This window comes from Sphingorhabdus sp. EL138 (assembly GCF_945862485.1).
Taxonomy (GTDB): Bacteria; Pseudomonadota; Alphaproteobacteria; order Sphingomonadales; family Sphingomonadaceae; genus Sphingorhabdus_B.
Window position 1 is genome coordinate 1 of the sequence record NZ_CAMAYF010000004.1, and the last position, 13,580, is coordinate 13,580.

The window sequence follows — 13,580 nt, forward strand, 5'->3', positions numbered from 1 at the left end:
AATCAACCGTGCAGCAGAGGCGATGTTATGATCAAAGTCACGTTCATCAATGCCGATGGCGATGTTCAGGAAGTTAATGGTGTCGAAGGGCAAAGCCTCCTCGACGTGGCACAAGCAGCCGGACAACCGCTTGAAGGGACGTGCGAAAGCCAGATGGCTTGTTCGACGTGTCATGTAATTATTGATAAGGATTGGTTCGATAAGCTCCCTCGGTCTGTTGAAGATGAAGAGGATATGCTTGACCTCGCCAGCGGTGCACGACGCACAAGCCGTTTGTCTTGCCAGATTATCCTGACCCCGGATCTCGACGGGTTAGTTGTCCATATTCCGGCAGAAAGCCGAAATATGCAGGGGCTGTAACGCCCTTCACTTCCCATTCACGAAAAAGCGCCTATATAGGGTGGTGCCGGGTTCGCCCGGCTATGGTGATAAATTGCGATGTGCAATAGATGCAGCGGACCCGGGGGCGGTACCCGGCAGCTCCACCAAAATCTCTGTTAATCAGAGGTCTTGGAGGGGCTGAACTAGGATCGACGTGCGTTGAAAAGCATTGTTTTTGCCCGGCATGAATAAGCCGTGAAATGGTTCATAACCAATAGGTGCAAACGATAACTCAGCACTTGCTCTCGCAGCGTAATTTTGGGCCTCACGGTCTAAACTTACACTAAAAGAACGCGGCCGAACCGGCCGGGCAACAGAAAGGTTACAGCGGCCCCCCGGAGCCGGGCAACAGAATCCGGGACCCGTTCAATATTCGAATGCTGGGCAACAGAAACCCCCACATCTCTAGCAAGGTAATAAGCAGCGCTTTTTTAGCCTGAATGGTCCATGTCGCGGCGCATTGTTAAAAATCGCGGCCGTCAGGCGAGTGCAACGAGATCTGTGGCTTCCAACAACTTTAAGCGCGCCAGCCGGACCTTATCTAGCAAATCGGGGTCGCCAAGCTGGTCTGGCAAAATGGTTTCGGGCCAATGCGCGGCAACAACTTCGTCGATTATATCCAGTTTATGCGCGTCAGCGATAAAGCGCTGATCAACGGTTGCAGGGTCGGCAACAACGCGCAAGCGCAGGCAGGCGGGACCACCGCCATTTGCCATGGATTGGCGCACGTTCACGGGCACTAGCCTGCGGATGGGGCCATTGCCTTCGATCATCTCAGTTAGCCAGCTCCACACCCGCACATTTTCTTGTGCTTCATCCGGTAAAATAAGCGCCATGCCGCCGTCGGGCAGTGTAACCAATTGCGCATTGAACAGATAGCTTTGAATGGCGTCGGGCAGACTCACGCGGTCGGCTGGAACGATGATAATTTCTGCCTCAGGCATCAACCGCTTAATGTCGGCATAGGTCTGATCGGGGTGCTCAAATGCATGTTCATGCGTGAAAAGCACGCGTTCATTTGCCACGGCGACGACATCATTGTGAAACGCGCCAGCGGCGATGGCGATCTCGGATTGCTGCACAAATAAAGTTTTGTGCGGGTCAAGGCGGTGCGAGCGCGCGATGGCTTTTGACGCCTCGACATGCTGCCGTGCAGGAAAGGGGCCGCCAGTTTTGCCATAGACAAATATTTCGATACCCGCTGCTTCATGCGATGCACATAAACGCATGAAATTGGCTGCCCCCTCGTCGCCAAATGGCGCCGGGACGGGGCCATGCACTGCAAAATGCCGTTCATTAGCAAAGGCCAACTGCAACTGCGCCAGCGTCCCTGTCCACTCATGGCTTCTATGTGCCATTGTAAGCAAATTTGCTGCCGATAGATGGCATTTGCTATCCGCCGTTTCCGGTGCGGGCGAAACCGTTGCGGCGTTCGCTGCCCACATGGCCGAAGCCGAAAAAGCGGCTGCGCGGATATGCGGCTCTGCCGATTGCATATCTGTTGCTAGCCCGTTGAGCCAATTCTGATTTGGCCGTTCAAGCGGCATGAAAAACCCTTGGACCAGCCCAAGTCCAAGATTGGTGCGCATCTTCTCAATGCCCTGCAACGCAGCAGCTTTCGGATAAGATGCCGCACCAGCATTGTTTGACGATGCCAAATTTCCAAGGCTGAGCCCCGCATAATTGTGACTTGGCCCGATGATTCCGTCAAAATTGATTTCGACCAAGGCCATTAAGACCGCTCCACATACGTCACCTGATCACCAACAGAAATACTCAGCGCCCGCGCACATTCGGCATCAATAATGACGTCTTCGCCGCGATCGTCGATCCAGCCATAAGCAGCCTTAAATGCGTGCAAACGGCCGTGCGTGAGTAACTTTTTTTGCTCGCTCTTCTGTTCGCCCACGGAATGCCTGATCTCCGTTATCGTCACATCCTTTGCTTCGCGGACACTTCGGATTTGGTCCGTTCGGGCGGTCATGGTTGGACCACCGTCAAAAATGTCGATGTAATTTTCCCACGCGAATCCTTCATTTTCCAGCATACGCATGGCCGCGCGGCCAGAAGGATGCGGCACGCCAATAACTGTCTTTGCGCTTTCCTGAAGCATGGCGATATACACGGGGTGTTTTGGCATAAGGTCGGCGATGAATTGGTTGCCGAATTTGGCATTGAATTCATCAGCTTCCTGAAAGCTCATCCCGAAAAAGCGTCCGGCTACACCATCCCAAAAAGGAGATCCGCCTGCCTCGTCGATCACGCCGCGCAATTCGGCAATAGTTCTTTCCGCGAACCTTTCGCGGTGGTTGCGAATGAACAGATACCGACTACGCGCAATTAACATCCCAAGCCCGCCAGCGCGTTCGCCGGGGTGCAGGAACAAACCGCCGACTTCCGTTGCACCTTCAAGATCCGTCGAGAGGTTGAGAATATCTGCGCGGAAAGTGCGTTCCAGTTCCACACTGTGCTGGGTCAAGGCACCGATGCGATAGCTATAAAAAGGCCATCTCTGCCCGACTTTTCCAAAGATTTGGCAGGTGCCGCGCACTTCGCCGGTGATGCTATTCTGCAAGACGAACACATACAGGTCGTCGGCAAAATCATCCCCCACACGGTCAAATCCAGCAGCAGACCGTTCCAGCTTCGCCGACAGCGCTTTTTTGTCCGGTGGCAAGTTGGTGAAACCACCGCCGGTGCGTTTTGCCATTTCGTAAATTGGTTGCAAATCGCCCTTATTCGCGGGACGGATCAGGAAAGTCATAATGTCCCTTTTTCTGATAAACGCATGATGGTCAGTGCCGACAATTGCGCGCGCTCGGTTAGGCTGTCGACGATGAGAAATTCATCCTTGCTATGAATGTTGTCACCCCGAACGCCCATCGTATCGACCACCGGGACGCCGCACGCCGCGATGTTGTTACCGTCGCACACGCCACCGCTGGAGCGCCATGCGATGGATATGCCAAGATCAGCGCCACATTTTTTGACGAGGCCAAACAATTTTTCTGCAGCACTATCTATTGGCTTTGGCGGGCGACCAAAGCTGCCATGCAGATGGGCGTGCACATCATGTTCACGTTCGATATCGGCGATGATCCGATGCAAATCTGCCTCTGTTTGTGTCACAATCTCCGGCGTGCGTGGCCGGAAGTTCACGCGCAATATTGCGTGATCGGGCACGACATTATTCGGGCCACCACCATCGATTTTGGCCGGGTTGACCGAAAGCCCTTCGCGCGAGAGCCGCTTGAGGCGAAGCGCGAGATCCGCTGCTGCCAACAAAGCATTGCGGCCATCATCGGGGTTGCGCCCGGCATGTGCGGGCAGACCTGAAAAAATGATTGAGAAATTGCCGCTCCCGCCGCGTGCGCCCGCCAGCGTGCCGTCGGGCAGTGCAGGTTCGTAGGTCAAAGCTGCCAGCTTATTTTGTGCAAGCTCGGCAATCAGTTTCGCTGATGAAGGTGAGCCAACTTCTTCATCGCTGTTAATGAGGACTTGATACCCTGTGCGCGAGAGGCTTCCTGAAAGTTCCGCCGCGCGCAATGCAGCCAGCATGACAGTTATGCCGCCTTTCATGTCGGCAACACCGGGGCCATTCAGTACCTCGTCATTCAACCAGCGCAGCTTCTGAAATTCATGGTCCGCAGGAAAAACCGTGTCCATATGACCCGTAAACAACAATTGTGTTGGCGCATCAGGGCGCACGGTGACCAAAAGATGTCGTCCGTGTGCGACAGTTTTGATGGATCCGTCGGCCAGCACGCGGTCGACCGGTTCGGGATGAACTAAAGCAACTTCGCCGGGAAGAACAGAAAACGCATCGGCCAACATTTCCGCGGTCGTCGCTAAACCATCGAGATTGCTTGAACCGCTGTTCACCGCGGACCAGCTTTGCACTTGGTCAAGCATGGACCGCTGTTGAATTGTTTCAAGAACCTGTCGTTCGCTGTCGGTTAGCGTAAGCATGATCTGATCTTAGCTTTGGTCGCTTAAAAGGACCACCCCTAGCGTATTGGGTTAGCCAACTTCCCGAGCGAGCGCGCACCATTCGGCTATGCTTATGGTTTCTGGACGGCGATCTTCGGCAATGCCGGTTCTGTGGAGTGCCTCCAAAGCGCCGGGGACGCCTTTCAGGCTTTGCCGCAGCATTTTGCGCCTCTGCCCGAAGGCGGCACCCGTCAGATTTTCCAAAACCGACATTTTTACTCCGTTTGCTGCTTCCTTGGGCGTGATGTGCACTACAGCGGACATGACTTTTGGCGGTGGTGTGAATGCGGAGCGATGGACTGGCATTGCAATTGACGCATTTGAACGCCACTGCGCCAAAATGGCCAGGCGGCCAAAAGCACCGGTGCCAGGCGAGGACACTATCCTGTCAGCAACCTCGCGCTGGAACATGAGCGTAAGGCTTTTCCATGTTGGTGGCCATGTATTGCCGCTTAGCCAGCCAACGGCCAGTGCCGTGCCGACATTATAGGGCAGGTTGGAAACGATGTGAAATGGCGCGCCGATTTCAGCAAAGGGATCGATTTTGAGGGCATCGCCTTCAATTACGCGCAACTGGCCGGGAAATGCCTCCACCAACTCGGCGAGCGCCGGTAAGCATCGATGATCACGCTCTACGGCCACAACATGTGCGCCGGCGCGCAACAGTGCCCGTGTGAGGCCACCTGGGCCGGGGCCTACCTCATACACATGTTCGCCCGCCAATGGGCCGGGAATGGCAGCGATGCGATCAAGCAGCTTCTCATCAAAAAGGAAGTTTTGGCCAAGCGCCTTGCTGGCGGACAGGCCATGGCGGGCAATGACTTCCCGAAGTGGAGGCAGCGAAACCGTCATCAACCACCATCGGCGGCGGCAAGGCGGTGTAATGTCGCAGTCTCCGCCATTTTGATTGCTGCGATCATGGAATATGGCAGTGCTTTGTTCTGACCAGCGATACCGAAAGCAGTGCCATGGTCTGGTGATGTCCTGACCACCGGCAATCCAAGAGTGATGTTGACAGCATCGTGGAAATATAGCGTTTTCAGGGGTATAAGTGCTTGATCATGATAGGCGCATAAAGCGGCGTCATATTGTGCGCGTGCCTCGGCATGAAACATCGTGTCGGCGGGCAGGGGACCAATGACGTTGATTCCCTCGCTCCTGATCTGCGCGATAGCTGGTTCAAAAATCTCCAGCTCTTCGCGACCCATGTTGCCTGCTTCCCCGGCATGAGGGTTAAAACCAGCGACTGCGAGCCTTGGATTTTCGATACCAAAATTGCGCTGCAAACCCTTTGCGGTGGCGCGTAACCTTTGTCGTAACAACCTTCCGTCAAGCTTTGCGGCGACCTCAGCAAGGGGAATATGCGTTGTCATTGGAACCACACGTAGGTCGGGACCTGCGAGCATCATGACTGCATTGTTCTTGGCTATGCCGCAGCGTTCGGCAATGAATTCTGTCTGGCCGGGGTGCGTAAACCCAACGGCATAAAGCTGCGATTTGGAAACGGGACCAGTGACCAAAGCCGCGGCGCTCCCCGCCCGAGCAAAGCCAATCGCCATTTCCAACGCCTGATACGCACAATGCGCGCCGTCAAGGTCAGGACGTCCCGCGACAACCGATAAGCAGTTATGCAATTGAATGACCGGCAACGCGCTATCAAAATGTTTGAGCGTATCCGCGGGATCTTCGATGCGGACAACTGGGCCGGACCAGTGCGGCTCGAAACTTCCAATGTCGCCAATGGCAAAGAAAGGCGCCAAACCAGAGGCGTGCCGGGCTTCCCATGCTTTTCCGATAATCTCCGGCCCGATACCAGCCGGATCACCGACCGAAACGGCCAGGGGCAGTTTCAGTCGGCCCAATGGCATCAGTTATATTCGATAACAGCGTCGCGGCGCAAATCGCGCAGGTAGATGCGGGCGCGCTTGTTCACACGCTCTTCTTCTAATCGTGACATGATTTCGTCAAAACTCTCGGACGCTGCCTCTTGCGGTGCGTCGCGACCACACAGGACGAATACGCGAACGCCATCTTCTAAAGAACCATAAGGTGGCGTTGATTGGCCAACCTGTAAATCAAGCATAACCTGCTGTAATGGAGCAGGTAATTCGCGGATTTTGATACCGTCGCGGTTAACAACTTCGGCGCCAAGCTTGCGTGCCATCTCGTCCGCAACACCGCAACCGGCAATCTTTTGCGTTTCCTCACTGAACATCTTCACCAATGGCGTCACTTGCGCTTCGGTCGTGCCCTTCGGGAAGTTGATTGCAATTTGCTTCAAGCTCAAGACTGAATCGCGGGGATCAGACGTCGCCACTTGGCGTTTATCGATGAGTAACAGGATAGAGACCCCTCCAGGCGATGCCACGGCCTTAAACTCGTTACTGTTCATGCTAGCTGCTGCGGTGGCCAGCGATTGTGGCAATTGCGCAAGTGACAACCAACCGAGATCCCCACCGACGGACGCAGTTGACGCTTCAGAAAACTGCCGCGCGTAAGCTACAAAGTTTCCGCCTTGGCGCAATTGATCGATGATTTTTCGCGCGTTTTCTTGCACGGACGGCAAGGTTTCGGGTGTCGCCGCTAGATAAATTTCGCCCAAGCGATATTCTGTTGTGCCCTTGGTTGCCTTAATGCGTTCAATGATAGCGTTAACTTCGTCATCGCTTACGTTCGCAGATGGACGTACATTGCGTGACAGTAGTCTGCTCCAAGAAAGTTCGCCCTTAATTTGACGCTTGAGGGTTGCGACCGATGCACCAATGGATACCAGATATTTCTCTACCTCATTTGCTGGGCGGTTGAAGTTCTGCTGGGCGATACGGTCGAAATATTGATTTACTTCGGCGTCGGTGACTTCAATCTCATTGGCCGCCGCCTCTTGGATCTGCAGTGTTTCATCGATCAAATTGGTCAATATTTGTGCGCGAAAACGGGCGAGTTCTTCTGGCGGTAATTTGTTGTCATTCGCTGCGACGATCAGCGCGAGGCGGTGATCAATGTCCGTGCCAGTGATAATTTCACCATTCACCTGTGCCATTGCACGACGCACATTGGGGTCGTTTTTGCCGAACAATTGCTGTCCATCGGGGATATCTAAATTGGCCTCAGGCGCGACATTTTCAGAGGCCGTTTGCGCAATTAGCGGTGTCAATGCCGTGGCGGAAACGAGCACGGCAGCTAAGGACAGGCGCGTGAATAACTTCATTGATATTGATCCAATACAGTATCATTCTCGGACGGTCAGTTAGCCACTGCCTGCTGAACAACAGATGAGCGGCCAGAAGCCCGTCAGAGTATTTCTTGCCGATGCCTTACACACCCAGATTGCGAAATGCCAGACGGAACAGGAAGCTGTTGCCGCGCTGGGAATCACCGACAGGCTGATAGTCGCGGCGCCACGTTAGACTTAAGGATAAGCAATCGTCATCATAGGATAGACCAAGCCTATGGCGGATTGGGTCGAAGCCATCCGAGATACTTGTAGGGTCTTCGGCCGTGTTGGTAAGATCGAGAATAGTAGATCCAAATACTGACCAGTAGCGCGCCACACGGACACGCCCCGCTAGACGTATTTCTTCGCGATCCTTTAAGTCCTCCAGCGTTGGGCCAATGTTGCGGTTCAACTTCAGATAGCCGGCCTGCAGATACGTTCCGCGTGAGCCAACCGTGGCGTCGATCTCGTTTCGACGGATGGCCAAATTGTCTTTATCCAGTCTGAAGCGGTGCGTTAGTTTTACGATGTTTTTGAAGCGAAATTCTGAACGACCGACAATGTCTGATGCTTTGCCCGAAAGTCCCGTCCCGTCAGGAAAGATTGATGCCTGACTGGACAGGCGATAGCTTTGGCCCAAATTCATATCGGCCGTAAAATTGGTCTTCCGCAAGGCCCAGTCGAAGCCATAAGTTACGCGATAATCGTCTTCGAAACGGTCATAGCCTGGAAACCGGTTCAGCGCGAATAGATTACTATCCTCGAGGTCGACAGCCCGCGAATCTTCGTTTGGAATCTTCAGATTGCTGATGGCTGGTGATGCCACGACCTGAACGCGCGGGGTAAATATCTGCGTGCCTCCAAAGGTCTGTCCTACGAAAGTCCATTTTGCGTCTACCGCCGTTGCAAATATGCTGCGCGTTTGCCAGCCGGTTTCACCGCGGTAAATGGCTGTAAGCGTACGTGCATTATCGTCACTATTGTAGACATCGCCGCGCGCAAGCATGGTAAAGGAGACTTCTTGACCCAAGCTATTAATGGTCCGTAAGTCCCATTTGGCAGAAGCAAAGGCCCGTTGTGTATCTTGTCCCTCAGTACGGGCAATAGCCAGGCTGTTGGCCTGAAGCTGTAAAGTTCCCCCAACCACTGGGGCATCGATACGCAAGCGGTAATCTATTTCGGGCAGCGCAACGGGCGCAAGCCCTTGCGGATCGCCTGTGCGTAAGGTCTGTACCGCCCAGCCTGCCAATGAAAAGTAGCTTTTGCCGCCGATGCGTTCCGCCGAAAATGTCGACCGTAGCCTATCGTCGCGGCTTATATCATAGCGCCGAAGGAATGTCCGGTCGGATGCATAGCGGCCAGATGTCGAAAATGACCAATATGGGTCTAATTGAAAACGGCTAGCGCCCTCCAGATATCCCCGAAACACATTTGACCCCACAGAGCTTGTAATACCGCTCGTGCTAATACGGTCGCTATATGTGCCATATGCCGTTAGGTCGATCGCGCCATATTTTTCCAAGGACCGAAAATTCACGCGGCCCAAAGGTGCCGCATCGGAAAATGCAGTGACTGATCCAGTTAAATCCCGATTTTGAGTGATGCGCCAATAATAAGATTGTTCTAGTTCAATGCCGTTGTTGCGCGAGAAACCGATGCTTGGAACGAGAAAGCCGCTGCCGGCCTTTGTCCCGACAGGGTGCGATAAAAACGGTAACGGTACAATGGGTAACCCAAAGATCTCGATACGCGCACCTTCATAATCAACACGTTTCTTGGCTGGGTCATAGACAACCTTAACAGCCTTTACTTCCCAGCTTGGCTTTTTCGGGCAGCCATCGGCGCTTTCAACCTTGCACGCAGTATATGCTGCGTAATCCAGAGTATACACGCCATCTTTGCGTGCGCCGCGATTGGCCGCCAAGCGACTTTTGTCGGCCAGCACCACAAGCATATTGTTAATGACGCCGTCTTTGAGCGCATCGGTAAGTTCAATTTTATCGCCATAAGCGACGTCGCCATCCGGCCCTATGGCCCGAATATTGCCTTCGGCCAATACTTGACCGGTTGTCCGGTTCCAGACGATATTGTCCGCTTGGATCGTGTACCCTTCCCGACTGGCAATTACGTTGCCTTTGGCTGTCACCTTCTCAGTGTTGGAATCATACTCAACGACCTCGGCGGCAAATCCGATCTGGTCGCTGGTCTGCCGCGGTGTGGCCGCTGTAGCCTCGCTTTGGGCCATTGCAATGGTCGACAACGAACCGCATCCGAGCAGTATCGGCATAAGCAGAACATGAAGAAGGGCGGGCCGGGGGGCGAGAATAATCATAAAAACCGATAAGCCCTTTATCGCTGCTATTGCCGTGGGTCCACCCATGTTGCCACGCATGGCATTATTTGCGTCGAAGCGCTGGTATCTTAACGCCATCTTTTGCTTTAATCGGAAAGGATAATGGGCCTATAGAAACGTTAAACATGTTACCCAGCGGAAAGGCTGTTTAATTCCATGAAAATCAAATTTACCGATGCGCGCCCCCAAGATGCCGATGTGCTCGCATTTATCGTTACCAAAAGCAGCTTTGCCGATTTCGAATTTCCCTTGGAAAAAGCGGACATTATTCACGCGACTGCAAAGCTTGCACGGTTTGAGGGTGTTGCTGGACAAAATTTCCTGTTGATCAACGAACAAGACGGCAAATTGGTGCGCATCATGCTTTTGGGCGTGGCGGAAGGCGAAGCGGCGGATTACCAGAAAGCTGGTGGCGACATTATCGCCAAGGTGCAGACATCGGGCGCAAAACATATTGCCGTTCATGGGGCTAATTTGACAGTACAGCACGCGGCAGAGGTTGCTTTTGGCGCTACTCTGCGCAACTGGCGGATGGACAAATATCGCACCAAATTGCCGGAAACTTCAAAGCCGACTGTGGACTCTTTCACTGTTGTTGCTGCGCCAGCGGAGGCCAGCGCACATTGGGCAAGTTACCAAGCAGTGGCCGAAGGCGTTGCCTTGACCAAGGAATTGGTCACTGAGCCAGCGAACATCATCTACCCCGAGAGCTTTGTTGCGCGTTGCCAGCACCTAAAGGAACTGGGCGTCGAAATCAGTGTGCTGGATGATAAGGATATGGCGGCGCTTGGCATGGGAGCGCTGTTGGGTGTGGCACAAGGTTCCCGCCGGCCAGCGCGCCTGTTGGTGATGAAGTGGGACGGCACTGGTGGCGCTCAGGAACGGCCAGTCGCCTTGGTCGGCAAGGGTGTTACGTTCGATACAGGTGGTATCTCTATCAAGCCAGCGGCAGGCATGGAAGATATGAAATGGGACATGGGCGGCGCGGGTGCGGTGGCTGGTGCCATGAAGGCATTGGCGGGACGCAAGGCCAAGGCCCATGTCGTGGGCGTCTGCGGCCTTGTGGAGAATATGCCCGATGGCAATGCACAACGTCCCGGTGATATCGTCACGTCTATGTCGGGCCAAACCATTGAAGTGTTGAACACCGACGCAGAAGGCCGCCTTATTCTGTGCGACGCGCTCCATTGGGTGCAGGTAAAACACAACCCGGAATATATCGTCGATTTGGCGACGCTGACAGGTGCGATTATTGTCTCGCTTGGTAGCGAATATGCAGGGCTATTTTCGAACAGTGATGAACTTGCCGATAAGCTAACGGCGGCGGGTAAGGCGTCCGGCGACCCGCTCTGGCGCTTCCCCTTGTCCAAGGCTTATGACAAGATGATCGATAGCCCGATTGCCGACATGAAGAATATCGGCGGCAAAGGTGCTGGTTCCATTACTGCCGCGCAATTCTTGGGCCGTTTTATAAGGGACGGCGTGAAATGGGCGCATCTTGATATTGCCGGGACCGTGTGGGCCGACAAGCCTGGTCCCGTGTGGGACAAGGGCGCAACCGGATTTGGCGTGCGTTTGCTTGATCGCTTCGTCGCCGACAATTTCGAAGGCTGATGTAGTAGCATCATGCAGGTCGATTTCTATCAGCTCACCCGCGATCCTGCTGAAAAAATACTTCCCTCCATCGCGCAGCATGTGCGGGATGATGGAGGGCGGTTACTGATTGTCAGTAACGACAGCAAGCAGTTGGATGCCATATCTTCCGCGCTTTGGACGGCAAAGGCGGACAGTTTTCTCGCGCACGCCAAGGCGGGCGAGGGAGAGGATGCACTGCAACCTATATTGTTGTCACATGACGCAGAGGCCCCCAATAAAGCCCGTTTTGTGGCCATTGCTGATGGAATCTGGCGCTCGATTGAAAAAGAATTCGATCGCATTTTTTATCTTTTTCCGCCCAGCCACATCGACAACGCGCGCGCTGCGTGGCGAAGCTTAAGCGATGGGGTTGAGCGGCGGTACTGGAAACAGGACGGCGGTAAATGGGTGCAAGGCCCATAAAGCTTGCACAAAAGGCTAAGCAAGGTTAGACGCGCGCCAAATTCACCCCTATATATTTGGAGCATCTCATGGCGGTTACGCGCACATTTTCGATCATCAAGCCTGACGCAACACGCCGCAACCTGACAGGTGCCGTGACCAAGATGCTTGAAGAAGCTGGCCTGCGCGTTGTGGCTTCAAAGCGCATTCACATGTCGCGTGCACAAGCAGAAGGCTTTTACGCCGTACACAAAGAACGCCCGTTCTTTGGCGAACTCGTCGAATTCATGATCAGCGGACCAGTGGTCGTTCAAGTGCTGGAGGGCGAAGGCGCCATGCAGCGCAACCGAGACATCATGGGCGCGACCAACCCCGAAAATGCAGAACCCGGCACGATCCGCAAGGAATTGGCCGAAAGCATCGAAGCCAACACCGTGCATGGTTCGGACAGCGATGAAAACGCCGCCATCGAAATCGCCTATTTCTTCAAGCCTGAAGAGATTGTTGGGTAAGCTAACCTATATGCTCTATGCCCCGACTTCCCTGAGCTAATCAGGTAAGTCGGGCGTCATTCGCGGGGCGATTTAGGATTGTGTCCTAAGAACTTCACACAATCGCAGTCCACCGCCTTCAAATCGGGCTAAAATTCCCCCGCCACATCCATAAGCCTCGTCAATTTCTTCGGTGCCACCGCGCGCCAGCTTTTGGCGATCCAGTCGCCAATATGGTCCCAATCGGTGTCGCCAAGGTCCAGCCGGATGCCAACCCATCCATCCCCGAAATAGGCCGGGCGATAGTAACGCTCCGCGTCGCTGTCGATAAGCATCAACTGCTCCTCAACGCCGCTGATTTTGACCAATAACGCGGTTTTGCCGTCGCCGTGATGATCCACCGACACATAAGCGAATTTCTTGCCACCGATAATGCCGAAGCACGGCATGCCGTGGGATAGAACTTCGTCCGCGTCGGGCTGGGCGAGGGCGAGAGTGCGGACCTGCGCCGTCAGATATTCCGGGTTGGTATCGCGCGCGACAAAATCGGCCAGCGTCTTCGGGTATAATTGATATTCCGCCATTTTTACGCGGTCGGCGAGTGTATCTTCTGTGTCGCCGGGTAAAATTGCCACTTCGATTTGGCCAAGCACGGGGCCGTCGTCCAGCTCGGCCGTAACCAAATGGACGCTGGTTCCTGCGACCGAGTCTTTTGCTTGTATAGCCCTTTGATGGGTATGTAGTCCTTTATATTTGGGCAACAAAGACGGGTGGATATTGAGCATGCGTCCATCCCATTTTGCGACGAATTCCTTTGACAATATTCGCATATATCCTGCCAATGCGACATATGTCGCGCCGGATTTTACGATTGCATCATGCATGATTGCGTCATGGGCCACACGGTCAAGGCCGATATGAGATTTTGTGAAGGTAGGGATGCCTTCTGCTGCCGCGATTTTTAGGCCTTCAGCGTCTGGGTTATTGCTAGCAACCAGAATGATTTCATATGGACAGCTTCGCAGTTTAGACGCGAATAACAGGGCCGCCATATTGGTGCCCGCGCCGGAGATGAGGACGGCGACTTTGGCTTTCATATGCCCTCCCTTTGCCG

At 54.0% G+C, this 13,580-nt stretch carries 12 protein-coding genes and 1 other RNA gene; 5 read left to right on the forward strand and 8 right to left on the reverse strand.

Annotated features, from left to right (window positions below; genetic code table 11):
- The first annotated feature begins 27 nt into the window (after positions 1-27).
- Together Q0O33_RS02760 and ssrA are read left to right on the forward strand one after the other, a co-directional pair.
- On the forward strand, positions 28-360 hold the full coding sequence (locus Q0O33_RS02760) for a 2Fe-2S iron-sulfur cluster-binding protein (protein WP_295495754.1): 333 nt from the start codon (positions 28-30) through the stop codon (positions 358-360).
- Between the two features lie 6 nt (positions 361-366).
- Positions 367-710: a transfer-messenger RNA gene (ssrA, locus tag Q0O33_RS02765) on the forward strand.
- A gap of 150 nt (positions 711-860) precedes the next feature.
- Here ssrA and Q0O33_RS02770 read toward each other — a convergent pair.
- The 7 genes from Q0O33_RS02770 to lptD all read right to left on the reverse strand — a co-directional run bounded on the left by Q0O33_RS02770 (position 861) and on the right by lptD (position 9,845).
- Complete coding sequence (locus Q0O33_RS02770; RefSeq protein ID WP_295495757.1) at positions 861-2,114, reverse strand: N-succinylarginine dihydrolase; 1,254 nt, start codon at positions 2,112-2,114, stop codon at positions 861-863.
- Positions 2,114-3,145, reverse strand: coding sequence for an arginine N-succinyltransferase (locus tag Q0O33_RS02775; protein WP_295495760.1), 1,032 nt, complete (start codon positions 3,143-3,145; stop codon positions 2,114-2,116). The genes Q0O33_RS02770 and Q0O33_RS02775 overlap by 1 nt, the downstream gene beginning before the upstream one ends.
- Positions 3,142-4,350, reverse strand: coding sequence for a hydrolase (locus tag Q0O33_RS02780; RefSeq protein ID WP_295495763.1), 1,209 nt, complete (start codon positions 4,348-4,350; stop codon positions 3,142-3,144). Before Q0O33_RS02780 ends, Q0O33_RS02775 begins: the two co-directional genes overlap by 4 nt.
- A gap of 51 nt (positions 4,351-4,401) precedes the next feature.
- On the reverse strand, positions 4,402-5,223 hold the full coding sequence (gene rsmA / locus Q0O33_RS02785) for a 16S rRNA (adenine(1518)-N(6)/adenine(1519)-N(6))-dimethyltransferase RsmA (protein ID WP_295495766.1): 822 nt from the start codon (positions 5,221-5,223) through the stop codon (positions 4,402-4,404).
- Positions 5,223-6,239 carry a 4-hydroxythreonine-4-phosphate dehydrogenase PdxA gene (pdxA, locus tag Q0O33_RS02790; RefSeq protein ID WP_295495769.1) on the reverse strand — a complete coding sequence of 339 codons (1,017 nt, stop codon included), beginning with the start codon at positions 6,237-6,239 and terminating at the stop codon, positions 5,223-5,225. The genes rsmA and pdxA overlap by 1 nt, the downstream gene beginning before the upstream one ends.
- Complete coding sequence (locus Q0O33_RS02795) at positions 6,239-7,579, reverse strand: peptidylprolyl isomerase (protein WP_295495772.1); 1,341 nt, start codon at positions 7,577-7,579, stop codon at positions 6,239-6,241. The genes pdxA and Q0O33_RS02795 overlap by 1 nt, the downstream gene beginning before the upstream one ends.
- A 106-nt stretch (positions 7,580-7,685) precedes the next feature.
- A complete protein-coding gene (lptD, locus tag Q0O33_RS02800) occupies positions 7,686-9,845 on the reverse strand; it encodes an LPS assembly protein LptD (RefSeq protein ID WP_295495775.1) in 2,160 nt (719 codons plus the stop codon).
- Between the two features lie 249 nt (positions 9,846-10,094).
- On the opposite strand from lptD, the gene Q0O33_RS02805 reads away from it, so the two are divergent.
- The 3 genes from Q0O33_RS02805 to ndk all read left to right on the forward strand — a co-directional run bounded on the left by Q0O33_RS02805 (position 10,095) and on the right by ndk (position 12,487).
- Positions 10,095-11,552 carry a leucyl aminopeptidase gene (locus Q0O33_RS02805; RefSeq protein ID WP_295495778.1) on the forward strand — a complete coding sequence of 486 codons (1,458 nt, stop codon included), beginning with the start codon at positions 10,095-10,097 and terminating at the stop codon, positions 11,550-11,552.
- Between the two features lie 12 nt (positions 11,553-11,564).
- Positions 11,565-11,996 carry a DNA polymerase III subunit chi gene (locus Q0O33_RS02810; RefSeq protein WP_295495781.1) on the forward strand — a complete coding sequence of 144 codons (432 nt, stop codon included), beginning with the start codon at positions 11,565-11,567 and terminating at the stop codon, positions 11,994-11,996.
- A 68-nt stretch (positions 11,997-12,064) separates the two neighbouring features.
- Positions 12,065-12,487, forward strand: coding sequence for a nucleoside-diphosphate kinase (ndk, locus tag Q0O33_RS02815; RefSeq protein ID WP_295495784.1), 423 nt, complete (start codon positions 12,065-12,067; stop codon positions 12,485-12,487).
- Between the two features lie 128 nt (positions 12,488-12,615).
- Here the strand turns inward: ndk and purN are convergent, their stop codons facing one another.
- The gene (purN, locus tag Q0O33_RS02820; protein ID WP_295495786.1) at positions 12,616-13,563 is read right to left on the reverse strand and encodes a phosphoribosylglycinamide formyltransferase; all 948 of its coding nucleotides are present in this window, start codon (positions 13,561-13,563) and stop codon (positions 12,616-12,618) included.
- Positions 13,564-13,580 lie beyond the last annotated feature (17 nt).